Source organism: Dapis brunnea BLCC-M229, from assembly GCF_050015995.1.
Lineage (GTDB): Bacteria > Cyanobacteriota > Cyanobacteriia > Cyanobacteriales > Microcoleaceae > Trichodesmium.
Genome location: NZ_JBNHEP010000080.1, coordinates 20,748 through 47,204, shown reverse-complemented (window position 1 = coordinate 47,204; position 26,457 = coordinate 20,748). Strand labels below are relative to the sequence as shown.

General features: G+C 35.7%; 19 protein-coding genes. 11 read left to right on the top strand and 8 right to left on the bottom strand.

Going from position 1 to position 26,457, the window contains the following annotated elements; genetic code table 11:
- Nucleotides 1-365: 365 nt before the first annotated feature.
- Together ACP6PM_RS09020 and ACP6PM_RS09015 are read left to right on the top strand one after the other, a co-directional pair.
- The gene (locus ACP6PM_RS09020) at nt 366-1,010 is read left to right on the top strand and encodes a response regulator transcription factor (protein ID WP_426583817.1); all 645 of its coding nucleotides are present in this window, start codon (nt 366-368) and stop codon (nt 1,008-1,010) included.
- 292 nt (nt 1,011-1,302) lie between these two features.
- Nucleotides 1,303-1,428: a hypothetical protein gene (locus tag ACP6PM_RS09015; RefSeq protein WP_426583815.1), complete on the top strand. Its 126-nt coding sequence runs from the start codon at nt 1,303-1,305 to the stop codon at nt 1,426-1,428.
- 304 nt (nt 1,429-1,732) lie between these two features.
- On the opposite strand, the gene ACP6PM_RS09010 is transcribed toward ACP6PM_RS09015, so the two are convergent.
- From ACP6PM_RS09010 to ACP6PM_RS09000, 3 genes are all read right to left on the bottom strand, one after another.
- A complete protein-coding gene (locus ACP6PM_RS09010; protein WP_426547154.1) occupies nt 1,733-2,149 on the bottom strand; it encodes a secondary thiamine-phosphate synthase enzyme YjbQ in 417 nt (138 codons plus the stop codon).
- A gap of 451 nt (nt 2,150-2,600) precedes the next feature.
- On the bottom strand, nt 2,601-4,271 hold the full coding sequence (locus ACP6PM_RS09005) for a mechanosensitive ion channel family protein (RefSeq protein WP_426583813.1): 1,671 nt from the start codon (nt 4,269-4,271) through the stop codon (nt 2,601-2,603).
- Nucleotides 4,272-4,313: 42 nt separating this feature from the next.
- Complete coding sequence (locus tag ACP6PM_RS09000) at nt 4,314-5,417, bottom strand: glycosyltransferase family protein (RefSeq protein ID WP_426583806.1); 1,104 nt, start codon at nt 5,415-5,417, stop codon at nt 4,314-4,316.
- 1,389 nt (nt 5,418-6,806) lie between these two features.
- Between ACP6PM_RS09000 and ACP6PM_RS08995 the strand changes: the two genes are divergently transcribed.
- From ACP6PM_RS08995 to ACP6PM_RS08965, 7 genes are all read left to right on the top strand, one after another.
- Nucleotides 6,807-8,999, top strand: a complete 2,193-nt coding sequence (locus ACP6PM_RS08995; RefSeq protein ID WP_426583802.1) for a substrate-binding domain-containing protein — start codon at nt 6,807-6,809, stop codon at nt 8,997-8,999.
- Nucleotides 9,000-9,944: 945 nt separating this feature from the next.
- Nucleotides 9,945-10,568: a hypothetical protein gene (locus ACP6PM_RS08990; RefSeq protein ID WP_426583796.1), complete on the top strand. Its 624-nt coding sequence runs from the start codon at nt 9,945-9,947 to the stop codon at nt 10,566-10,568.
- A 238-nt stretch (nt 10,569-10,806) separates the two neighbouring features.
- Nucleotides 10,807-11,007, top strand: a complete 201-nt coding sequence (locus ACP6PM_RS08985; RefSeq protein WP_426583794.1) for a hypothetical protein — start codon at nt 10,807-10,809, stop codon at nt 11,005-11,007.
- Nucleotides 11,008-11,877: 870 nt separating this feature from the next.
- The gene (locus ACP6PM_RS08980; protein ID WP_426583793.1) at nt 11,878-12,549 is read left to right on the top strand and encodes an extracellular solute-binding protein; all 672 of its coding nucleotides are present in this window, start codon (nt 11,878-11,880) and stop codon (nt 12,547-12,549) included.
- Between the two features lie 560 nt (nt 12,550-13,109).
- Nucleotides 13,110-13,307, top strand: a complete 198-nt coding sequence (locus ACP6PM_RS08975; RefSeq protein WP_426583791.1) for a hypothetical protein — start codon at nt 13,110-13,112, stop codon at nt 13,305-13,307.
- 518 nt (nt 13,308-13,825) lie between these two features.
- Nucleotides 13,826-14,401 (top strand): hypothetical protein, encoded by a 576-nt coding sequence (locus tag ACP6PM_RS08970; RefSeq protein ID WP_426583789.1) that lies wholly within the window; start codon nt 13,826-13,828, stop codon nt 14,399-14,401.
- A gap of 487 nt (nt 14,402-14,888) precedes the next feature.
- Nucleotides 14,889-16,505 (top strand): DUF1517 domain-containing protein, encoded by a 1,617-nt coding sequence (locus tag ACP6PM_RS08965; protein WP_426583787.1) that lies wholly within the window; start codon nt 14,889-14,891, stop codon nt 16,503-16,505.
- Between the two features lie 184 nt (nt 16,506-16,689).
- Here ACP6PM_RS08965 and ACP6PM_RS08960 read toward each other — a convergent pair whose 3' ends face one another.
- The gene (locus ACP6PM_RS08960; protein ID WP_426583786.1) at nt 16,690-16,920 is read right to left on the bottom strand and encodes a hypothetical protein; all 231 of its coding nucleotides are present in this window, start codon (nt 16,918-16,920) and stop codon (nt 16,690-16,692) included.
- Between the two features lie 472 nt (nt 16,921-17,392).
- Entirely contained in the window at nt 17,393-17,968 is a 576-nt protein-coding gene (locus ACP6PM_RS08955) for a pentapeptide repeat-containing protein (RefSeq protein ID WP_426583784.1), read from the bottom strand.
- Between the two features lie 111 nt (nt 17,969-18,079).
- On the opposite strand from ACP6PM_RS08955, the gene ACP6PM_RS08950 reads away from it, so the two are divergent.
- Nucleotides 18,080-18,676: a PEP-CTERM sorting domain-containing protein gene (locus ACP6PM_RS08950; protein WP_426583782.1), complete on the top strand. Its 597-nt coding sequence runs from the start codon at nt 18,080-18,082 to the stop codon at nt 18,674-18,676.
- Between the two features lie 710 nt (nt 18,677-19,386).
- Complete coding sequence (gene purL, locus ACP6PM_RS08945; RefSeq protein ID WP_426583781.1) at nt 19,387-21,714, top strand: phosphoribosylformylglycinamidine synthase subunit PurL; 2,328 nt, start codon at nt 19,387-19,389, stop codon at nt 21,712-21,714.
- 502 nt (nt 21,715-22,216) lie between these two features.
- Here purL and ACP6PM_RS08940 read toward each other — a convergent pair.
- From ACP6PM_RS08940 to ACP6PM_RS08930, 3 genes are all read right to left on the bottom strand, one after another.
- Nucleotides 22,217-23,167, bottom strand: coding sequence for a calcium-binding protein (locus ACP6PM_RS08940; RefSeq protein WP_426583779.1), 951 nt, complete (start codon nt 23,165-23,167; stop codon nt 22,217-22,219).
- Entirely contained in the window at nt 23,151-23,375 is a 225-nt protein-coding gene (locus tag ACP6PM_RS08935; RefSeq protein WP_426583777.1) for a hypothetical protein, read from the bottom strand. The genes ACP6PM_RS08940 and ACP6PM_RS08935 overlap by 17 nt, the downstream gene beginning before the upstream one ends.
- Before the next feature lie 369 nt (nt 23,376-23,744).
- Nucleotides 23,745-26,069 carry a calcium-binding protein gene (locus ACP6PM_RS08930; RefSeq protein WP_426583775.1) on the bottom strand — a complete coding sequence of 775 codons (2,325 nt, stop codon included), beginning with the start codon at nt 26,067-26,069 and terminating at the stop codon, nt 23,745-23,747.
- Between the last annotated feature and the right edge of the window lie 388 nt (nt 26,070-26,457).

Below are 26,457 nucleotides of genomic sequence, written 5' to 3'. Positions count from 1 at the left end.
TATAGGTGTACCTCATTCGTATTAAAAACGCTATATTATATAAAGTATGCTAATGTTTTCTACCAAAAATTGATGGGAAGATGGGCTGATTCATAAGTAGGACAATTTTTTGTATTTCATAAGTGCTTATGCAAAACTAATTACACATTAGTGTTGATGCAAAATTAATTGCACATTTTATTATAAATCTCGAATATTATCCATAATATCATGTCCGGTTGAATAGTTATAATTAAAGCTCGTAGTTTTGCCCTAGTCCTATCTATTATCGGGCTGAAGCCCTACTACAAACAAAAATTTTTTTATCACTAATTATCCGGACATGATATAAATTATCAATTATTTATCCCTATTCCCTATAAATTATGATTAAAGTCTTATTAGTTGATGATGAAAATTTAATTCGGCGTGGATTAAAAGCTTTATTAAAGTTAGAAAATAATTTAGAAATAGTGGGAGAAGCGGAGAATGGAGCCACTGCAATAAATCAAATAGAAAATCTACAACCAGATGTAGTTTTAATGGATGTACGAATGCCAATTATGGATGGAGTAGCTGCTACTAAAGAAATTTGTCAGGGTTTTCCAGAAATAAAAGTGCTAATATTAACTACATTTGATAATGATGAATATGTTACTCAAGCATTGAGATATGGGGCAGCAGGATACTTATTAAAAGACACACCTTCAGAAGAATTAGCTCAGGCAATTCAATCTGTATATAAAGGCTATACGCAATTAGGACCAGGTATAGGTAAAAAAGTGATTTCTCAAATCTCAATTCCTGTTAATAACCCTCCCCAAAATTGGCAATATTTAACACCAAGAGAACAAGAAATTTTACAGTTAATTGCTTCTGGTGCAAATAACCGAGAAATAGCTCAAACTCTCTATATTTCTGAGAAGACTGTCAAAAATCATATTACTAATATTCTCCGGAGGTTAAATTTGCGCGATCGCACTCAAGCTGCTATTTTGGCTTATTCAATTTTATCTCGGCAAAGTCAGTAGTGTTGCTCAAAACTTTGTTGCTCCAAGCAATTTATGGAATTTTTAGAGAAATAATTGTCATTCACCCCAACTCAAGGAGCTTAGACTGCAGTTTCATATACCGTCGTTGACCTTCATCAAGAGTTATTGGTATTATGCCAATTCCCAAAAATAATGCTATACTTCCGATGGAACTTCAGTTATTAAGTAATAATAATGCTTCAGCAATGTTTGTAAAGATTATCGGTATTAAATCAAAATATCTTATGTCTTTTAACCCTACTCCCTACTCCCTACTCTGTACGGACGTTGCATGCAACGTCCCTACTCTCAAGGAGATGTAGCAATACTTTTGATAAATGGTATTACTGATAAACAATTTAAAAAATTAAGAGAAAAGGCTCAAATTATAGCCGAAAATCAAAAATCAGAAATATAGCAATCAGGAATGAGATGTGAGAATTGAGGTGTTCCTTAAAAGGATAGAATATAGCAGTTATCTTATGAAGAAGATACATTTTCTTGTTCCATGTTCCCTATTCCCTGTTCCCTATTCCCAGTTAAGTGTTCCCTAAAATTCTCCAATATCTCACAACTCAAATCATATTGCTATAGATCAAAGAAAAAAAGGATTAATTAAAGCAGGAGGAGGCAGAAAAAAGTGCTTAATTCTCATTGCTTAAAGAAGATTGCTAGAAAAACTGAGTTTATTCAACAACTCGGTTTTTCTAATTAATCAAAAATTACTCCCCACTAATATGAATTACTAATTCTCGGCAATGACTACGTTGGCGATGTTCCCAAACATAAATTCCTTGCCAAGTACCCAATACTAATCTGCCATTATTAATAGGAATTTGTTCAGAAGTATGGGTTAAAACACTACGAATATGAGCTGGCATATCATCAGGTCCTTCTGCACTATGAATATAATGATAACCTTCTGGTACTAATTTAGAAATAAAGTTTTCTAAATCAACTAATACATCTGGATCGGCATTTTCTTGAATTATTAAGCTGGCGGAAGTATGGCGTAAAAATAAATTACATAAACCTGTTTTTACCCCTGACTTTGCTACAGCTTCTTGCACTTTAGAAGTAATTCTGGATAAAGATTTACCAGAAGTATTAATTTGGAGTAATTGTTGATAGTGAGTCATTTCAGTTATCAGTTATGAGTTATGAGTTATCAGTACCTCTATGGAATAGGGAGGCTTGAAATACTCAAGTCTATTATTTTCATCCCCCTTAAAAGCAGAGGTTTAAAACCTTATTTGGTATAATATAATTATAGTTACCTGAAAAATTTATAGGGGTGAGAGTAGAGAATAGGCAATAAGTAATAGTCAATATTTTCACTGTTAATTTTTCTGCATTTTATACTCACAATTTTGAAAAAATGCCTGTTTTTTATATTTATTTAGTCATTTTCTAGGAGTTTTTTATAATTTAGCAACACTTAAACCTCTAATATAACAAAAAAAGAGTTGCTTAGGAAATAGACTAATGATGAATATTAGACGGGGAAGTATTTTTCCCACTGTTGCCTATTGCCTTCTATATATATGGGTTTTAAATTTATTCAGTCATTCCTAATTATTCATGACTTTACTATTGATTTTTGCGTAGTTTAACCCGTAGAGGTTTTAAAAATATTGGGATAGGTTGATCGTTACTCAGTTTTACATGATTAACCACGGGAAGTTCAATATTTGCTTCCTCAAAAGCTTGTTTAATCATTATACCTAAGACTTTCTGAATAATTAAATGTTTTCCTGGTTTAACTCGTGTAACTACTTCGATTAATATTTGATTTTCAGAAAATTCTTCTACTCCTTCTATTATTGTTGGTTCAATTATGTCTGTCGAATAATCCTCTAGAAGCTTATTTCCAACTTTTTCTATAACTTCATAGATTTGATTCATTTTAACTTGATAAGGAATTTTGAGCATGACCACTGCATTACTGTAGCTGGAGTGATTAACTATATCCTTAACATCACGATTATGGATAATGTGATGTTTATCTTCATAATTAATCCGAGTTGTTCTTAATTCTATTCCCGTAACAAAACCACTTACACCATTTATCTCTACAAAATCTCCTACTAAGTAATAATTTTCAAACAAAATAAAGAAACCTGCAACTATATCTTCAACCAGACTTTGCGCTCCCATTCCAATTGTTAAACCTAAAATACCTACACCTGCTAAAATAGGAGTCGGGTCAATTTTAATAGTATACAGAATTGCTATACCTGTACCAAAGTAAATCAGGTATTTTGTACAACTTTGAAATAAAGGTAAAAATGTCTCTCGTCTCTGTTTAGATAAATCATCTGTATCACCCTCACGCAGTAGTACTTCTTCTAGTAAAAGTTGACCAATTTCTTGCACAACACGACTCATAAATATAATCCCTATTATTTGCAAAGATAAAGGACCATAAGGAGCTAAACTAGCAATAAAATCAATTTTTTGAGTTACTAAAGTCGCTGTAGTAATATAGATTGCATATTCAAGACATCGTTTGGCAAGAGGAATTAATTTACGTAGGCGATTGTAGATCCGGACAATATTTCTTTGATCGGAGTATTTCTTACTAACAGCATCCACAGTTTCAATAACTGTTGTATTAGCTTTAGTAAATAGTAATCCCATAATAATAATCATATAAATCTGCAAACTTATATATAAATATTTGACAATTACTTCTGGGAAGACCATAATTTGAGCTGATATAGCAACATATAACAGCCAGATAATATTATTAAAGTTACTTTTGAAAAATTCAAATAATTTTTCAATACTGGCGTCATTGGCAGTGATTTGATCGACGTTTTTTGCCCACTCTGTTAACCAAGTTATAAATTTTTTTATATATGGAATACTCCATTTAGTTAAAATTAGTATGCCCAAGATCTTGAGAACTCTAATTCCTATAACTAGCAAGTAATCAAAGGAAATATTTTTAATCAAAGAAGTTTGGTATTCGATTAAATTTTTTCCTTGATAAATAAGCCATCCATTAATTCCTGCCACTAATAAACATAGTAGTAAACAACTTACAGTTAATAATATCTGAGTATTTTGGTAGATAAATTCAACCTCTTTTTTCTTTTTTTTGACTGATGATACTTGTATTAATTGTTTATATGCTCTGCCGAAAAAAAATTTAATTGCTACAAAGAGACATATTATAAATACGATTTCAACTCCAGTTGCAATGATACTGTTAATATCAATTTCAATGAAGTTATTAATATTAATTTTAGGGATCATAATTGTTTTCCTTGAATCAAATAATTGGACAGTTGAAAATAATTATTGTAAATAATCTACAACAGCTTGAGCGATCGCTTCACTACCATTTTTATCTAATTTTTCAGATTTACGGGGTGCTTGTAGGGGTTGTTTGAGAAATTCCCAATCACCATCAAAAAATTCTATTGGAGGTAAGATTTGATGATAACTATAATCTTGAATTCCGTCTAATAATAATTTCGATTCGGCAAAACCTTCTCTAACTAATGACACAATAGGTACTTCTAAACGCAAAGCTTCAGCAAAGGTACTATATCCTGGTTTAGAAATAATCCTGCCACAAATCGGCATTAAATCTACAGGGCGAATATGTGGTAAATTTGTATCTATTTTTTCAGATTCTTTTCTGACATTTATGAGATTGGGAAGTTCAGGAGTGTTACTATCAAATGTAATAAATTGCCACTCAGGAAAACGAGAAAGATTTTGATAAGGAATATGGTCTAAACCTAAACCACCAAAAGTAAGTAAAATAGTTTTTTCTTTGTCGGCATGAATATCAAATTTTGCTTTAATTTCCTCTGGTTGATAACGTGGAGTTCCCCCAGTTAAACCAACATCAAAAATATTAGGAAAAGCACTCATAGTTTCGTGGAGTGGGAGGCGAAATAAACGGTCACACTCTCCAAAACATTCACTAATCCAATCAGCAATTTCCACAAATTCACCACCCCAAGGACGATAAATAAAATCCCAACCAAAATTATTCATCATCCAACCAGGAATATTAGCAGCTTGAGAAATTTTAGCAGCAATTGGTGGAATATCTGCTAACAATAAATCTACTCGATTTTGTTTAATAAAATTTACTTCTGCAGCAATAATTGACCGTTCTTTACTCCGAATTTCTTTCAATTTTTCTAGGGTAGTTTCTTTATCCATGGTGATACTATCTGATTGAATAACTCCCACATCGAAAGCACGGGGACGATAAATAAAATCACCAGAAATATAAGATTCCAATAACCAACGGGGAGCAGTTGTCACCATAATTAATAAAACATCTGGACACATTTTTTGCACCAGATTAGCAACTGATGATATGGGGACAACATGACCAAATCCATGATTAGTAATTGCGATATATAAGGTAGGTCGAGACATAGATTTTTTTCTAGTTTAAAGAGTAATACTATCTATTAGAATAACATAAGTATTTCATTAATTGATAATGGATAATGGATAATTATCTCTGGTTAAAACCGCAACGTAATTGAATATCAGGAAATATCCTAGCACTTTTTTTCCCCTGGAAAGGAGAGGCTTTAAAGGGTGAATTATTTAATTAATAATTATTAATTATTAATTATTCGATAAGTTATTTCAGTTATCAGTTAACAGCTAGCAGTACTTCCTGGAATAGGGAGGCTTGAGATACTGAATTTTATTTTTTTATCCCCTTGAAAAGATGGTTCATTTGATGAAAAAGCTAGAGAAGTTTATGGAAAATTATTGTTGACAGATGAAGTGCAAATATTAATTAAACAAGCAGGATATAGTCCAATTCGTTAAAATTGACCTGAAAGCAAAAAGCTGACGGCTGAATAATACTAAATCTGGTTATCAAAAGGCACTTTTAAAAATACTCTCTAACTCTCTCGCTATCTACTCTATACCCCATCTCCTTATCTGCACAAAAGGGTACTCTATAAACCGGATTTAGTATAATTACCTGATAAATTTAATTGCTGGAATTTTGCATAAATTTTTCCTATTTACCTGATAAATTAGTAAATCTTCATTTAGAAACCCTCTCTATCTGTAGATATATGGTTGTCCAATTAAGCTATCATACCATTTTGAAAAAAGAATGTTACGAATAATAAGGACTATGAAAATATTTTATCAGAAATTTTTATTTGATGAAAAAGATAAGTTACGACACAAAAAAATGTATCAAACCTATTCGTTCTGACTTTTGACTCCTAAGAAGTACCATAGCTATTTGTAGCAAACACTTATCAAATTAGTATCACAGAAAAAATATATGGAAATAGTTAAGCAAACTAGAAAAGAACTGGTTTTTCAAAATATCTAATCTTATGGTTTTGACTTTTTACTCGCTTTTCCCCGGGTAGGAGCATTGTTGCTTTTTAATTTACTAATTTTACGGCAGATGGGAATCATTAGCGTTTTATAGCAATATGATTTGAGTTGTGAGATATTGGATATTTTTAGGGAACACTTAACTGGGAACAGGGAACACAGAAGAAGGAAAAATGTATATAAATGAATAAGATAACCGCTATACTATATTCTTTTAAGAAACATTCAATTCTTACATCTGATTCCTGATTGCTATATGTCAACGGCTCAAACCAACTCAAGTTAATTGTCAGGTTAATAACTCAGAGTATTTAGGTTTAATCCAAGATTTTTCTACTTCCTTAAATCAGGTAATTTTAGCTTCATTAAGAAATGGTATAATTTAAACTAAAATTTTTTTCGGGGTAACTTAAACCGAAAATACAATGAATAAAATAGGATGCTAGTATGAGTATTATTAAGATTAAACTAATTGAAATTGAAGCCCCTGGGTTTCATGTTACTCTCACTGTTAACGATAGTAAATTTGATTCTATTGATGGTTTTTTGCCACCTTTACCATCAGAATTAGAATTATCCCTAAGTAATTGGCAGTTAGCTTATAACCAGTTGGGTGAAGTTCGTAAAATCGCTACTCGAATTAGTCCAAAACGAATTATTACTATCTCTGGTTTAGAAGAAAGAGAACGGGTGAAAACTTACATTAATCAATGGCTAGATTCTGATGAACGTCGATGGCGACCTATCCGAGAAGAATTAATTTCTGTGTTTAGTTCTCTGCAAAATTCTGAGTCAGAAATTCGTGTATTTTTAGATGTAAAAAATCCCAAACTTCGACGACTACCTTGGCAAGAATGGAGTTTATTAACATCTCGGTTTCCTCAAGCAGAAATTGCTATGAGAGCTAGAGGTAAAGGTGAATTAAAACCTTATCCTAGCTGTAGCAAGATTAGAGTGCTTTTAGTAGTTGGAAAAAGTGCGGGGATTAATACAAATCTAGATATAGAAATAGTGCAAAAACTACAGGAAAAAGGAGCTGAAGTTATCTGTTTAAAGCAGCCCAGTCGAGAAAATTTTGCTAATACATTAAGAGAAGAATCAGGTTTCCACATCTTTATTTTCTCTGGTCATAGTCGCAGTGAAGAAGATGGTACAATTGGTTGGATTTCTCTCAACAACTCTGATGAATTAAGTATTGACGAGTTTAAGAATTCTCTGAGATATGTAATAGATAAAGGATTACAATTAGCCATATTTAATTCCTGTGATGGTTTAGGATTAGCCAGTCAATTAGCTAAGTTAAGTTTACCCCGTAGTATTGTGATGCGAGAACCCATACCTGATGAAGTAGCCGTCAAATTTTTAGAATATTTTTTTGCCGAATTTACTAATAATAAATCCTTATTTTCTTCCGTTCATACTGCTAGAGAACGTCTGGAATATTTTGAGGCTAATTATCCAGGGGCAATGTGGTTACCGACAATATGTATTCGAGAGTCAGCATTAAATAAACCTTTAACTTGGCAAGAACTTACCGATCATTTAATTCCTACTCCTAAAACTTCTGTTTCGTTACTGAATAAAAAAACTTTATTTTTATTAGGGGTTATAAGTTTATTGGTAGTTGGTGGGGTAACTTGGTGGCTAATTAATGGAGTTAAAGCACCAAAAGAAGAAGTGGAAAATCTACCATTTTTACCTTGCCCAGAACAATCAACTCAGTTTATACCTTCAAGAGAAAATCAAATCAAACTAACCAGATGTTTTGCTTATATTTCTGACGTTCCTAACGGTAATTGGCTACATGGAGGTAGTACAACTTGGGCGCCAATTCGTAGTAAAGTTAATCAAAAAATCCAAGAGATTTTTCCAGAATTTAAGTTGAGTTATAAACAACATCCTACTTTACCACCTGGTTCGGGAACTGGGATTTTAATGTTAATCAAAGGTCAAATTTCTTTTTCAGAATCTTCACGACCTGTGACAGATGATGAGTTGCAGAGAGCAAGAAATAGAGGCTTTCAACTCAAGCAAGTTCCTGTTGCTATTGATGGGATTGCTATTGTGGTTAATCACGAACTTGATGTTGCAGATTTAACTTTAAAACAACTTCAGGATATCTATACTGGTAAGATTAAAAATTGGGGTGAATTAGGAGGAGCTAATATTAAAATCATTCCCTATTCTCGTCCTCTTGATAGTGGTACAACTCCTTTCTTTCAAGAAAATATTTTAAACAATAAAAATTTTGGCAAAAATGTGTTTTTTATTCCTACAACTACTCAAGCTTTACGAGAGGTAACTGCAAATAAAGGTGGAATTTATTTTGCTACAGCTTCAGAACTTATTCCTCAGTGTAGTGTCAAACCTTTAGCAATTAGCTATGAATCAGCAGGTAGTTTTGTTGTTCCTTACAAAGGTGAGTTTGTACCACCAGAGAATTGTTCAGAACAACTTCGTAATGAGCCGAATTTAGAAGCATTTGAAAATGGAACATATCCCATTACGAGACGGTTATTTGTGATTGTAAAAAAAGATGCTTCCTTTGATGAGAAAGCTGGAGAAGCTTATGGAAAATTATTGTTGACAGATGAAGGGCAAAAGTTAATTAAAGAAGCGGGATATAGTCCCATTCGTTAAAATTCAAAACTCAAAAGTTAGAAGTTAGAACGCGCGAAGTTAAATTCCTATATTTGAGAGTTTGAGAATGTCCTAACTTCCCTGACGATTATCTATACCTTATAAATTTAATTGCTAGAAGTTTTCATAAAACTCTCCTGTCTGGCTGATAAATTAGTAAATATTCATTTGGGAACCTTTTCTATCTTTAGATATATGGGATAAGCAGGTACACAAAATTAATTACCGAAAAATAAGGGTTTAGAACCTCTCCTTTAAAGGAGAAAAAGCGGTCGGAAAGCGGAGCATGACCTGGTAGATGGGATGGCAAAGTTTCCCGCTCTTTCAGAGCCGCTCCGAAGTGCCCCATATCCAATCAACCAAGAAAAGAAAAAAATTTCCCTTTTAATCAATCCTATCTGTTTTCAAGAAGAGGTAATTATTAATTATTAATTAGACCTCTCCAGAAAATAAACTTGCTCTTTATTTAAGACAAGCTATAGTTGTAAAATTGACTATCCAAAATCATTTTTCGCATCTTTGTCGTGAAAATATATTCCCTTTTCCCTACTAAACGAAAAAAATCTATATCTTTTTCGGAGATATCTATTGTTAATTATTAATTATTGAAACATCTATAAAACTTGAATTATTTGCCTTATCAAGATTGCAGAAAATTAGAATAGGTAAATAATTTTGTTTAGGTACTTATCACAGGAAAAATATATGGAAATAGTTAAGTATACTCGAAAATAACTTATCCTAAAAGATGAATTATACCCTCGTTTTGGGTGCTTATTATTTTTTGTTTTTCCCTCAGTACGAATTTCGTTGCTTTTTAGTTTATTAAGTTTATGGCAGATGAGAGTCATTAGCGTTTGATGTCAAAGGGTTGAACCAACTCAAGTTAATTGTCAGGTCAATCACTCAAAGTATTTAGGTTTAATCCAAGATTCTTCTATTTCCTTGACTCGGCTAACAGAAGCCAAATTTAATTACCACAAAAATAGTGATGGAGTATATTATTCTGTGACCCTAGTAACTAAACCAGGAAAAGAAATTGTCAGTTGGCAAGGTAATTCATATCAAGAAATGAATGAAATGGTGGCAAAAATTAACACATTTCTCAATAGTTCAACTCAGCCATCTCTGCTTATTCAGTACGATCTACGTTGGAAAAAGAAAAATTTGAGACTTTTAGCTATCAGCATTACCTCTCTTAAAATTGGAGTTTTACTTCTATACGCAGTTTTTTATCTACAAACACTAACACTTAACAAAAGTGAACGACAATTAACCCACAAAGTCTTTTCTTTATTGGGTACTAAAACCAAACACTATTCCTTTGCACAAATCCAAGAATTAATTCTGGAAAGTAATACAGATGATGATGGAGATACCACCTACCGCTTCAAGATGGTATTACCAGAAAAAACTAACGTTACTTTAATCTCTAATTCTAAGATCGAAAAAGTTAAAAAATTTGCTAATACCGTGACTAATTTTATAGATATGATTTATCAAATAAATAATTCTTGTGTGAATCGTGTAATAGGTGATGTGGAAGAAATTCCTATATCTCTAAAATAAATAATGTTAATTTTTGTAAATGGTATGAACAGTATCTGTAAACTTGCCATACTTGATTGATGAAGAATACAGTAGGAGACTTGAGTTCCTTACTTTTATTCCTGGGGATATTAAATTTTGCATAAATCTCCAGAAACTAGCTGATTATTAAGTATTAACCTAGATATATAATGGTAAATAGAGTCAATCATTAGGGTGCCGATACAGAATCACATCAATTTTAAACAGGTGAAATACCATGATGAAAATAGGTGAAATTCTCATCCGCAGACAATTAATTTCTCAAGCTCAATTAGACCAAGCAATAGATATCCAAGCTTCATGTCATCAAAAACTTGGAGAATTACTAATGTTTAAAGGTTTGATTCAACAAGATGACTTAGAAATGGCTTTAACAGAACAATATTGGCGACAAAATGGTTATTGGGTAATTGACTAAGGATTAAATCAAGTCAAAAGTTAAAAGTCAAAAGTTAAAAGTAAGAATTACAGCAGTTTTGGAGTTAGTGAGGTAGAAAGTTTTATCACTTTAATAAATAGGGGTAAAAACAGAAGCTGAAATATTACTTAAATATACTTAAACTTACTTTTTTGGCAAATTTTTAGTCGTAAATGGCAAAGCTTATGTCATACTTAAATTATTAGGTGGAGTTCCCACCGATTTTAAGCCTGTGGAGAAGATAAGTTACAGCCCATGGGGCAGTGGTCTTCATTGAAGCAGGAAGCTTGTCTCCAAAGCTCAAACATCAGTTTGGGTAAGTTTGGGTAAGTTCAGCAGAACGGAAGAGAGATTATAGTCTTCAACTGTACCTCACCATCCTCAAAAGTGCTGTAAATCAAGTTAAAAGTTAAAAGAACACTGTAGGGATGTTCCATGGAACATCCCTGCTGGGTTTTGGTTTTGACTTGAGGTCATCAATCTGAAAAGTTCTGTAATCTTGAATCTGCTTGTTTGCATAATTTTTGAAACTATAGCTGATTAATAAATATAGAACAAAGCTGATTATTCATAAGGCATTCCGTGGGATGCCTATTTTTTTGCATAAAAAAGGGAGAAATGGCTGATTAATAAGTAGAACAAAGTTAGATTACAACCGAATAAAAATGAAAATTAACTGGCAAAAAAAATCTAATTCCTACTTTAGGACTTCTATTTCTGGGAGCTTGCGCTCAAGTCAATAATTCCCCAAATTATTCAGGTGTTGAAGTCAAATTTTTAGTCGGCAGTGCTTTAGAAAAATTCTGTAACCAAGCTGCCACTCAACTCAGTCAACAAAAACCATTACTCGATAATGGCAAACCTTTTTCCTTGAAATGTGAAGCAAAAGGTAGTGGGGATGTGGTGACAGAAATAGTTTCCCTTTCCCAAAAACTCAGAAGTGGAGCTATTCAACCAGACTCCCCAGAATTTCCCACCCTAATTTCCGTAGATGGCGAAATTTATCATTCCCAACTCTTATACAAAATTAATCAACTCTATCCCGGACAAAATTATATTCCTCAAATTACCGATGCGCCTTTATTAGCAAATAGTCCGATGATATTCATGACATCAAAAGAGGTCGCACCTGGGTTACAAAAACAATCAAATATATACCAAGCTCTCGTCAACACTCAAACTCACCGAGACCTAGACTCCAGTAGTCCCCAACTGCCAATACATTATGTTCATACTGCTCCCACTCGTTCCAATTCTGGTTTGCAGACTTTGGTCGCGCAATTTGCCTCCGTTGCCAATAAACGCCCCGAACAACTTACTGTTGCGGACGTGCAACAATATCAACCCCAAATTCAAAAAATTCAGAGCAAAGTCACTCGCTACGGCGTTTCTACCAGTTCCTTAGCTGAGGATATGGTGAAAAATCGTCCGTTTTGGGCATTGATCGCTTCTGTTTATGAGTCTTCTGTAATTCAGGCAAATACTGCTAATACTCAAACTTCCTATCAGGATCTGTGGATGATTTGCAAAGACAATTATTAGAAGTTAAGAACAAGCAAAAGTAAAGTTCTGGTATTTCTCAACAGCATTTACAACAATTAGCTGCTAGTTTAGAAAGAAATATTCAGTTAGTAAAAGCTGGCAAAGATACTCGGCAAGCAAAAATTTTTAGTCTACATACAATGGTTCAAGATTCAGCAGGATTATTGCAAGAACTAGAAAATAAATTGCGAACTGCCAACTTGAATAATTATGAATAAATTCAATAGTTGCGCAGTTTAAGTGATGAATTAAATAGCTACCAAGACAACATAAAAATGTTTCTTTAAATTTAGGAAGTAGGTAGGGATATGGGGTGATAGGGAGGTGGGTTTATTCGTATATTTGCACAATTTTTTGTATTTCATATAATTTGGTAAACAGGGAATAGAAAAGAAGAAAAAAAACTTTACCTAAGTAACTTGATAAAGGCTATCTCTATATTTGTTTTCTTGAATTATATCGATAGTGAAAATACCGATTTTTTTCTGGGTTTAAAGAATCAAGTTTGCATAAACAATGATATTTTTTCTGATATATCAATAAGTACCAGGAAGAAAATTATGAATAATAAACTTGATTCTCTTTCAGTTGGATTGTTGATAACAATAACTATTACTATGGTACAAGGGGCAGAAATACCAAATAATAAGTTCAATAATAGTTGCTATAAAGCTGAAAAAACTATTATTCAACAACAAAAAAATGATCAAAAAAATGAACAACCACCTGTTCCAGAGAAAGATGGTACTAGCCGTTAAAATTTATCTAAATATAATATAGGTTTTAGGGAACAGGGAATAGGGAATAGAATAGAAATAAAGATAGGTGTACCTCATGAATCTGAGAAACCTTATATGTATTAGCTTATCTAGATTTATTTTGTGGGTAAAAAAACCTAACCCCCCAACCCCACAACTATCCCCCCTTAACCCTCTTTGAAAGGGGACTCGAGGGAAGGGATAGCAGGAGAAGCCGCTCTCCTTGCAGGAGAGGGGTTGGGGGAGAGGTCTTAATTTATGAAACTGAAACTTATCTACTCTATGTATCTGAAATATCACGGATCAATACACTGTATTGACACTGTGAAAAATGTTAATTTCATGTTATTTCGAACAGGATATTGTCAGTTTGAGATAAGGAAAATTTGTTTTCTGATGTAACTTTCAGTATTTTTACTATAGAATATTTTTTATCAATGGTATAACATAGAATTAATGACAAAAAAAATAGCATAACTCTAGTACAAATATACATTGCATAAGGATACTCAGGGATAATGTTTTTTATAGGAATTGGCCTCTTAATTCTAGGTCTAATATCAGGAATAGTAGGCGGAATATGGGGCTTGGTTCAAGCTTTTGCTGAAGGCACATTATGGGGTGCTGCTTATTTATTAATTCCTTTTGCTTTTGTAATTTTTTATATGGCAAATTGGAGTCAAAGACAAATCAGAAAAAATTTCATCTTGATTCTAGTAGGTTTGATTTTGTCTCTTTCAGGGAGTGCAGTATTAGGAGATTACATAAATAATAAATTTGTGGTTGATGCTGCCAATATACCAGATAATTCAAATATTAGTAATAAATCGGAAAATACCACGGAAAAGACAGAAGCGATCGCAGCTATTTATGACCCATTTCGAGAGGGAATAAATGCAGCAACAAAAGCAGCCGAACTTGCCCAAGTTGCTAATACTCAAGCAGAGTGGAATGAAGTAGCAATAACTTGGCATCAAGCTTTAGTTTTAATGAAAGAAGTCCCCGAATCTCATCCTCAATATGAAGCTGCTAAAAATCGCATTGATTTATATCGAAATAATCGGGAAATTGCTAATAAAAAGTCGGAAACTTGAAGAATTTAAAATTAATAATTCAGAATTTATAATTTGATCTTAATTCTCTCAATTATGCAAGAAGTCTATTAATTTTTCGGGAATAAATATACCACTGAAAAAAGCTAATAGCTCAAAATAATTTAGAATTCAGAATTGAGAATTTTACCTTAATTCTCGGTAGTGGTATACAAGTAGTGATATATTAAAAAAAGTCAAGTAGTCAAGGAAATACTATTTCTTTGAAACTAAGAATTTAAGATAATTTCTGTTCCCAGTTAAGTGTTAAGTGTTCCCTACCTCTACCCTAAATCACTACATCTACAGGACTACCAATTCTCTAATATAGCAATATGAAATGATTTGTGAGAAAAAAACTGTAGGGGTTTGGTCTCCAAATCCCTTTGCGCTTGGGTTTGGAGACCAAACCCCTACGATAAAATCTTACAACCTATTTAGGATTGCTATAGCTCATTGTTAATTACTATAGATTAGGAAAAATCAGGAAATGCATAAATATAAATTCATCTTAGCAACAATTGTCTCATTATTTTTGGTTAATGAAGTTAGCATTAATCCCCATAGTAATGATCTCCGCGAATTAATTAATACAAATGCTTCCATTGCTTATGCAAGAAGAAGAGGAGGAGGCAGCAGTAGAAGCAGTCCCACTCGCAGTAGAAGTAGTTCCTCCACTAGCACTCAACCTAGTGACTCAAAACCAAAATCTACAAATAACAATATAGTTTTGCCAAAAACTAATAATACTCCCCCTAGCACTAAACCATCTCCTACTTCCAGTGGCACTTCTAACCGCAGTGGTTCACTTACAAAACCAAGCAACACTCCTGCGATCGCTAAACCATCCCCTACTTCCAGTGGGACTTCCAACCGCAGTGGTTCACTTACCAAACCAAGCAATACTCCTGCGATCGCTAAACCATCTCCTACTTCCAGTGGCACTTCCAACCGCAGTCGTTCATTTTCCCAACCAAACAATACCACTCGTCCCACTATCAATAACATCAACACTGGAGGACAAACTCGCAGTGGTTCATTTACTCCAACTACAAAGAAACGTTATTCTGTCGAACCTGCTACCGGACGACGTTATTATACCCGTCCAGGAACTCAAGAACGTTATTATCAGGAAGCAAGTACAGGGAGATTTTATTATGTACAACCAGCAACCCAACGACGTTACTACATGAATGTTAATAACGGACAACGTTATTTTATTGATGGCGGTACTAAGCGATATTATTACGAGGAAGTGGGTACAAGTCGATTTTATTATGTGCATCCAACTACTAGAGTTCGCTACTATTACCGTCCGACTTTCCGCGAACGAGTGGTTTACACCTATTACGATGGACCTGCAACAGTGTTGCCGATGTTTTTGCTAACACTTTTGCTGGGAATTATTTTGATATGTATTTTATATGAGTTGGTTATGTTGATCGCTTCTCTGTTTGGTTATCGTCGAGAAGTTTTGGTTGCAGAAGGAGATGGGTATGTAGAAATTATTGAGGAGTCACCAGGATATGTAGAAGTTATTAAGGAAGAACTACCAGTCGCAACTGTACCCGAAGATTTGGTTAATGATATTGTGACTGTGAGTAAGTTACAGGTGGCGATGCTTGCACCAGCAAATAATATTCAATCTAAGTTAGCAAGAATAAGTGAAAAGATTGATATTGAGACGTCAGAAGGTCGGGTGGAATTTTTGTTGCAGTCGGCGATCGCTCTGCTTCAGACTCAGGAATATTGGACTCATGTTGCTGCGAGTTCGGAAACGGTGGAGACTAGACAAGAAGCAGAACGTATTTTTGAGCAATTTTCTTTTGCAGAGAGGTGTAAATTTGAAGTTAATAGTGTTGATAAAAATGTGGAAATTGGCGATCATATTGTTGTAACTTTGTTGTTAGGTACAGAGGATGATCATCCTTTATTTGATGAAGTTAATGATAGGGAAAGTTTCAAGAAAACTTTTAAAGAGTTAGGCAAAATTACCCCTGATTATTTATTAGTATTTGAATTAATTTGGAGTCCGACAACAGCAAGTGATCGTCTTACTTCTGAGCAGTTTGTTAGTGAGTATAGGGATATGATTCAGATTAGTTAATATTTATTTGAGGTAATTAGATCGTATTAGCTCAAACACCTATAATTAGTCGCTTAGTTGCGCTTTAGCACTTATATAAATATTTGGATCGCTAAAGCGCAACTACAAACAAAGACTCAATACGAATCAATTGTTTTCTTGATTTATGCTGCCAAAACATTTGACAAGAAACATATTTTTTTATCTAACTTTGTTGTGTTTGATAAGAAGTGATAAAAGTAGTTAACCAAGTTCCCGGAGCAAAAGCCATATTAATTTTTGCTCCTTCATCTGTGTGTTGCAGGAACAATAAAACACCATCTTTTACCTGTGCTTCATCTGCCTGAACATATTGTTCTTGATTTTCGGCTATATCTTTAGTTACTCGAACATACCAATAATAACGACCATAATTAATCGGTTCACTATTACTCACTTAGTTTTACTCCTAGTTAACTACATTAGTCTTACACGATTATACCATTTCACGGAATTCATGCATCGAGTGCCTAATTCTGAGGTCTCTTCACAATGTAAGACGCATATCTGACAGTTATGCATTAAGATTTTTATAGGCTCAAAACTTTGACACTACACTAATTTCAGGAAATTATATTAAATCCGGTAGTATCAGTATAAAAAAGCAGAGAAACCGGGTTTGTCTCAAATGCTCTACGCTTCCTAACATTGACCTCGTACAAACCCGGTTTCTTATAATACTTCCGTTGCCAAGCGGATTTGATATTATTCCACATCTAAAGTTTAAAACTATTTGTAATATTCTTGTTTTTAATTGGGACTGTAAGTCTCTATGGTTATTTTTTCAAGCTAACATTGACAAAGAAATAATATGATGAAAAATTAATACAAAATCACCTGTTTTTTAGCAAGATTAAAAAATAGAAAAATTAGGAATTTTCAATAATTGCCTCATCAAAAATTGCATTAGTTAAATCTGCATTGTCAAAAGATGTTTTTGATAACTTTTCTAACTCCATAACAACTTGAAAAAACAAAATAACAGCAACTCCAAAAATTACTCCCGAACCCAAAAATAATAATAATCCTTTGACACTATTTCCTGCAAAAAAATAGATAATACCACTGGAACCAATAACAGCAGCAACCCCTGCTAAAACAGCAGCAATAATCTCACTCTCAGCATTAGTAATAGCAACTGCCACAGCGCCAGTTGCAATCAAAGCAGCAACCCCCGCCATTTCACCAGCAATAAAACTAGCAAAAGCACTAGCAAGAGTAACAGCGATCGCCGCTCCAGCACAACGGACAATCAAAATCCTAATTTTGCTCCTACTTTGCCCAATTCTTGCACCTTGAAAATTTGCCCCTACTAGGATAGCATCCTGAAAATTACAACCTCTTAAGTCAGAACCGCTAAAATTAGCTCCTGTCAGGTCTTGGCCTTGAAAATTGCGATGCCGTAGGTCTTGCTGAGAAAAATCTAAAGGTAATAGTTGATTCATAGTATTCGATCGGGAAGAAATAATTAATCTGACAAAGACGCTCATTTGAAGTTTGTCACATCTTTATTAAAATGGTATTATAGGTTTTAAATCTAAAATCGCCATTTTCTTATGAAAAATCTAACTCTACTATCTGCCACAGTCCTCACTGCTACATCTGCATTGATTTTTGGGAAAATACAAGCTGCCTCTGCTTTAATTTGGAACTGGAGTTATTCTGCTCCTGGCATAGAGGCAAGTGGTAATTTAACTACTAATGACACTCCTGACGATTTAGGTTTTTACCTAATTACTGGAATTACTGGTACGCGAAATGACGAAACAATTATTGGTTTACAACCTACGGGAACTTCAGTACCAGGAAACGAACCTTTTGAACTTGACAATTTAATCAGCCTTAATCCTGAGCAGTTAACAAGTGACGGTTTTGGGTATTTCACCTCGGAAGGAAACTTTGTTAATATGTTTTTTGCTGATTTTTTGCAGCCTCCGGGTTATTTTGAGATTTTTTCTGCCCCGCCATTTATACCAGGTTTTGAAAATCTTGGGCCAGAAGATAGTGAATTGCCCGTTAGTTTTTCTGCCGCACCAATCGTGGTCCCCGAACCAACCTCCACCTTAAGCTTCCTCGCTCTCGGTACTCTAGGAGCAGTTTCAACCTTCAAACGCAAACTGAAGCCTTCCAAATCCAAAGTTAACCCTAGCTAGTAAGTTGGGCAAATATTACAGCGGTTTTCATTTCTGTAGACCACAGTAGGGGCGATTCGCGTAATTAGGAGCATTCCGTAGGAAATCGCCCCTACAATGTTTTGGTTATGACGATGTGGTTTATAAATCCGAAAAGCGCTGTAAGTAATCAAAATCAATCACAAATCAATATGATATTTGCCAACATTATAGCGGTTTTCCAAAATGTTGACGAGAAAACTTCTGTTTATGAATGTAGAATGAATGAATGTAGAATTCAGAATTATTAAATTAAGGAATTATAGGGGTTTTCCCAAATATTGACGAGAAAACTTCTGCCCTATGTGTGCCCTCAGCATAAGTACCTTCAAGCCAAAATATCTGTACTCTACATTAATGAAAACTGCTATAAATTAGTATAATTAATCAAGATTAGGCAAATTAGTATTTAAAGTAAACTTTTACTATTTCCGTTGCCCTTTTTCAGGAATTGGCGATCGCTACTGGAGAAGATTCGGTTTCATAAAGTGCTAGATTAGGAATGTGAATCTAAACTTATCGTTTTGTAGGAAGTTGATTTTATCTTGATCAGGTAAATCTTTGGGCGGGCAAGATGCCCGCACTACAAACATCGGAACGTTAATATTTGTACCTCATATACTTGGAATCTGTTGTAATTAATGAGATAATAAGACTGCCAAAAAATTAACTCAATTTTCCCATTATAAATTATGTCACAAACTCCTTTTTCCTCAGAAGAAATAGCATCCGAAGGCATCAAACCAGAAGAATATCAAGAAATTCTCAACCGCCTCGATCGCCACCCCAATAAAGCAGAACTGGGAATGTTCGGGGTCATGTGGTCCGAACACTGCTGCTACAAAAACTCCCGCCCTCTCCTCAAACAATTTCCCACCACAGGCAAACGTATTCTTGTTGGACCTGGAGAAAACGCCGGAGTCGTAGACCTAGACAACCGACTCCAACTCGCTTTCAAAATCGAATCCCATAACCACCCATCCGCTGTCGAACCATTTCAAGGTGCTGCCACCGGAGTCGGCGGTATTCTCCGAGATATATTCACAATGGGTGCCCGTCCGATCGCAGTACTCAACTCCCTCCGTTTCGGTTCCCTAGAAGATGCTAAAACCAAACGCATTTTTACAGGAGTAATTTCCGGCATTTCTCACTACGGAAACTGTTTCGGAGTACCTACCGTAGGAGGAGAAATTTACTTTGACCGCGCCTACACGGGCAACCCCCTAGTCAATGTGATGGCATTGGGATTAATGGAAACCCCCGAAATAGTTAAATCTGGTGCATCCGGTATTGGCAACCCAGTCTTATATGTCGGTTCCACCACAGGTCGAGACGGTATGGGTGGAGCAAGTTTCGCTAGCGCCGAACTGAGCGAACAGTCAATAGACGATCGCCCTGCCGTGCAAGTAGGCGATCCATTCCTGGAAAAATGTCTAGTTGAAGCTTGTCTAGAAGCATTCAAAACTGGGGCAGTAGTGGCAGCGCAAGATATGGGAGCTGCTGGCATCACCTGTTCCACTTCAGAAATGGCTGCAAACGGAGGTGTTGGCATTGAATTTGACCTCGACAAAGTACCAGTGCGAGAAACTGGTATGGTGCCTTATGAATATTTGCTTTCAGAATCTCAGGAACGGATGTTATTTGTTGCCGAAAAAGGTCGCGAACAAGAATTAATTGATATTTTTGAACGTTGGGAACTTCATGCAGTGGTGGCAGGTACGGTCATTGAGGAACCTATTGTCCGAATTTTATTTGAAGGCAAGGTTGCTGCTGAAATACCTGCTACTGCTTTGGCAGATAATACTCCTATTTATCACCGGGAGTTATTGAGTGAACCGCCAGAATATGCTAAAAAAGCTTGGGAGTGGAATGTGGCATCGTTGCCAGCATCTACGGAAGGGGGTATTGAAATTCAGGGAAACTTCCAAACCTGGAATGATATTTTACTGACTTTATTAGATACTCCAACTATTGCTTCTAAAAATTGGGTGTATCAGCAATACGACTATCAAGTACAGAATAATACTGTGATGCTCCCTGGTGGAGGAGATGCTGCTGTGATTCGGTTACGCCCGCAAATTCCTGACCTGAACAACCCGATCGCAAATTCAGGTGTTGCTGCTACAGTTGATTGTAATTCCCGTTTGGTTTATCTCGATCCATACAATGGTGCAAAAGCAGTAGTGGCAGAAGCAGCACGAAATCTCAGTTGTGTAGGTGCTGAACCTGTGGCAGTTACAGATAATCTCAATTTTGCCAGTCCGGAAAAACCTGTGGGATATTGGCAACTAGCAGAGAGTTGTCGCGGTCTGGCTGAAGGTTGTCGGGAGTTAGGAACGCCTGTTACTGGGGGTAATGTATCTTTGTATAACGAGACCTTGGATGCTGACGGTCATCCCCAAGCAATTTATCCTACTCCAGTTGTGGGAATGGTGGGATTAATTCCCGATATTACTCGTATTTGTGGGCAAAGTTGGCAAACTGAAGGGGATCTTATCTATTTAATAGGGAATTTAGGAGTTAGGTCTTTAGCTGCTTCTGAATATTTGGCAACTGTTCATGGCGCTATCGCTGGTAAACCGACCGAAGTAGATTTTGATTTGGAAAAGCGGGTGCAAGCGGTATGTCGTCATGGTATTCGTGAAGGTTGGGTACGTTCTGCTCACGATAGTGGTGAGGGTGGTTTAGCGATCGCTCTAGCGGAGTGTTGTATTAGTGGGAAGTTCGGCGCTGAGATTATTTGGGAATTGTCTGATGTTTCTGGTTTGCGATGGGATGAATTTTTGTTTGGCGAGGGTGGTTGTCGAATTTTGGTTTCTGTTGCGCCGGAAAATCAGATGATTTGGGAATCGTATCTTCAGGAAAATTTGGCTGATTTTTGGCTGAAAATTGGTCTGGTGAATAATGCTGAAAGTGGTTTGCAAATTTTAGTGAATGAGAGTGTGTCTTTGATTAATTTAGAGATGGGAGAAATGAGCGATCGCTTTCAAAATGCTATTGAAAGACGTTTGAGTTTTTAGCTTAAAGTTGGAAGTAGAATAGACGATCGGCATTTAGCTAGAGTCAAAACTATTATCTAGGACTTGCTGAAAAAGTCTTATGAGTAAGGGAAGGAAACAGGATAAATGGGAATTACAGAGGATGTAGTCGGATATTTGTCCCTGAATTTTTCTGCTCTTGTCTGCTCAAAATTCTCACATTTTCAGCAATGTTCTATCCGAGCGCCATTGCCGAATCTTTCTATATCTTAGGACTTACCCAATACAAGGTATTTTCGTCATTGCGACCGACTCTTAAGCAATCTCAAACCCTAGTTTTTCCTACCTCATGCGTAATATCATGTCCGGTTGAATAGTTATAATTAGAAGCTCGTAGTAAAGCTCTAGCCCTAACTATAGATGGGGCTAAAGCCCTACTACAAACAAAAACTTTTTTTATCACTAATTCTCCGGACCTGCTTCTCTATTGACTAAAGCGATCGAACTTTGTACCTCACGCGCCTCCAAAACTTCTGTCAATACCTTAAAATAAGTCGCTAACAGGCATGACAGGAGATTCATTGGAGTTGAATATGTAATTTTGTCCATTAAGTTGTCCTGTATACAAACCTTGATTCGTAAGTGAGGCAATCTCAGTGTTTCCATACATTACTGATGTGTGTCCTGCATCATTTATCCGAAGTTCCACAAGGTTTGGATCGGCATAAATATCATTTTGAACCAATTGCTTACCGAAGCCGCCGGTGATTGAAACTTGGGCAGTCTGTTCTTCTACTAGCTCATAGAGGTCCAACTTATCTATACCTAGAGTAAAGTCTGTGATCATTGGTGTTGCACTTGGGTTAGTCAGCAAATTAAAGGTGTCTGCACCACCACCACCAGTAAGGGTATCGCTACCACTACCACCAATGAAACTTTCTGGAGCATCAGTACCACTAAAGCTATAGGTCGCAATGACACCTCGTTTGGGAGTATAAATACCACCATGTATTGCATCATAGGCGTAATATCCACCAGTTAGAGTATCATTGCCATTACCACCGTCGATATAATCGTTACCAGAATCACCAACTAGAAAATCATTGTCATTTTGGCCGTAGATCCAATCATTGCCACTACCACCAATCATTTGATCGCCATAATCACCACCGTACATGGTATCATTGCCACTACCGCCAAACATATCATCACCACGGTTGTCGCCGTCCATCCAATCATTGCCACTACCACCGTAGATATCATCCCAACCATCCCTACCATGTATAGTGTCATTACCTCCTGCGCCTCTCATTGTGTCGTTGCCCCAACCACCATCGATGGTGTTATTTTTGCCGCTACCAGTGAGGTCATCATCGTAACCCATGCCATTGATTGTATCTGCATCTCTTTTGTTGATTTTTTTCCGGTCGTTACCATTTTTCATTTTAAAAGGATGATAATAATTTTTTCTGTTAGTATCATTCCATGTAGTCATGATTAGTTTCTCCTATTATTTGTTTGCTTTGTTGAGGAAGAGGTGTTCTCTTTCCGTTGTTGATACTACTATCGCTGAAATTTTCGGAAATGACAATACCTAAAAGTTCAGTTTTGGTAATGAGTTTCCCACCTGAATAAAACTGAACTTTTCTGTGGATAATTTGTCTAGTAATCTTGAGACTATAACAATGGATAGGTGCAGTCATAATCCATGCTAGGAGTGGAAATTATCTATTTTTAGTAGATGTTAAATTAACTTTATTACTCAGTATCTTGGCGTAGATATACGACAAATATCATAGAATTTTATTCAGAAAAGTTCAGTTTTATTCAGTGGTTGAAAAAATCAACAAATAAATTATTGTATTGTCAAAGTTTTTGGTCGATCAAATTTAACTTCTGAATTCAGTGAAGCCGCATAGAAATGGCCATTTTACACATCACGCCCAAGATACTAAAAAGTGACTTTTGCTTTGCCCATAGCGCTATATTGGTGCACTCAAAAGCAGATGAATCTAACCTAGATTCACCTGCTATCAAGTTGAGGAGTTGAAATCATAAAAATTCTAATTACATCAGATCAACTCTACACTGTTGTTAATATTAAAGCCAGTTGCATTTTCTAGAACGGCAATTACTCTGTTATTTCCTAACAATTCACCATTTGAATTGAAGCTCAAATCATTGAGACTGCTAATACCATAATCATTTTTTCCGATCCAAATCTTATCCCCTTCACTAGCAGTGAAGTCAAGAATCTTGTCCGTACTATCTATACCTCCTGCCCAGAAAGCAAAGGTATCAGCACCAGGACCACCAATCATAATATCATCGCTTCCAAGGCCGCGCATAAGATCGTTACCATCTCCTCCTAGCATCACGTCACGGCCGTGTCCACCTAAGAGCGTATCGTTGCTTGCACCGCCATCAATGTAATCATTGTTACCATGACCTGCTAGTGTTTGACTTCTATTGTCTCCGATGAGAATATCAGGACCATTTGTTTCGCTATAACGATAATCTTCGTCTGAAGTAATAAACTCAATTTTTTGTAAGGCATCTGCCACTTGAGAACTAGAGATATTTTCTAGAATGGCAACATCCTGACTACCAAGAGAAATAGTAAGAGTATTATTAGTCGCAGAATGAGTGGAGTTTAAGCCTGTAAAGTTGTAATGGTTTTGATATTCTTTAATATCTATCTGAATCTTATCCGCAGCATTGAAGTCTGTAATTGTATTTGTTCCATGAGAGAGGACGAAAGTATCAATACCACCATTACCAGTCAGAGTATCGTTCCCTTTTGCACTGATCAAGATGTTAGGCTTACCATCTCCTGTGATACTGTCATCATGATCGCTACCAATGATGTTCTCAATGCTGTTTAACGTGTCTGTGGTCCCGAAGCCATCATTGGCCACCCCATTCTGTAAGTTAATGGTGATACCTGATGTAGAGTCCATATAGTTTGCTGAATCCGAACCATCACCACCATAAATACGGTCCTTACCACTTCCACCAAAAAACTGATCGTCGCCCCCAAATCCATACATCACATCATCACCAGATGTATCTACTCCGTCTCGCTTTTCATACCCATAGATAACATCACCAAATTGTGTCCCGTAGAAATAGTCAGCATTATTGCTACCCCTGATATCTAATCCGGAATAGGCTCCCAGAACCAGAAATTTGTTTGTTCCTAGGTCTTCGATATCTTGAGCTGCAATAGCCAGTTGTGTATCACCTTTGAAATTTTTGGCACCACTAGAATCAAGAATTAATGCGTTGCTTTCAAGAATATTAAAAAAGCTTGATTTCATTGTGTTGTTTGAATCATTACCTTCAAGAGTACCAAAGTCATCAGATAGTTGAACAGTTGCAATGACATCAGTTTGGTTTGTATCGTGAAAAACCTTGAAGAGATTGTCATCAGTGTTATTTTTATCAATGTAGATATCACCATCCGATGGTAGAGGAATAAATATGACATCCTCGGTAGGGTTGAAGTCTGTAATGGTGGCAGAACCCGTTTCAAGATCATTTTTGCCTTTTTCAACTGGGGCTGTAACGTTATTTGAAGTGGCTTTGGCTACATCAAACAGCATTGGCACGATTTCTTTGGTCTTTTTCAGAGGCGTCAAGAATGGAACAGCTGTGAATAATAAGTCACTAACGTCTCCAGCTATACTTAAACCTAGCTTTCCCCAGTCAAAACCTTTTCCTGTAGTGACCTCGGGCTCTTGCGGCGTCCTAGCATCTCCTAAAAAGAAGGTATCAGCATTTGCACCACCTTTGAGTATATCGCTTTCGCCATTACCTAGTGGGCCTGTATATAATAAGTCACTGCCAATTCCTCCGTCAAGACTGTCACTTCCTTTTCCACCATGAAGTGCATCATTGCCGATTCCTCCGTCAAGACTGTCATGTCCCTCTCCAGCATGAAGTACATCATTACCCTCCTCACCTCTGAGAGTATCATGCCCATTCAAGCCACTAATAACGTCGTTTCCTTTTCCTCCATTAATTTCTTCGTCGAACCAACCATTCCAGTGCCTGCTAGAACTCTTAGTATTGTTAATACCATGATACCAAGTATAGCTCTGTGGCTGTGCGCCAGTAATGTTGTTATCAGCATCGTTGCCATTAATAGTAGAGTAAGAGAGATATTCCTTCACATGAACGTTTCTATAGTTCAAGCCTAGCTCTTTCCTCTCCTGCCTGGTTTCATGTTTTATGTAATGGGAATTACCAGCATCGTAGCGATTCTCGTTATTTCCAAAGTTTACCTGCCAGTTTGGCATAGTGTAGGGGTTTGATTCCTCGATAATTCGGAGTGCGAAGCGACCTAGTCCAACAAAAACTCCAGATACTTGTTCATTAAAGACAGTTTCTGCCATTTTTTTTCTCCTTCAAATTAATTTGTTTTGTGATCCGGAAAATATTGTTCTCTTTCCATTGTTAATATCACTATCACTGAAATTTCCGGAAATGACAATACCTAAAAGTTCAGTTTTGGTAATGAGTTTTTCACCTTACCAAAACTGAACTTTTTTGAGGTAAATTGGGACAATAAAATTAGGTTTACCCAAAAATAAATCTGCTTCTAATCAAGTCTAGACCTGATATACACAGATTATTTGGCAACTAAAAATATATTTTTGAATTAATTTATGAGTAAGTATTTTGGTGTAGATATACGACAAATATTGTAGAGTTTTATTTAGGAAAATTCAGTTTTATTCAGTGGCTCAAAAAATCAACAAATAAATTACAGCGGTTTTCATT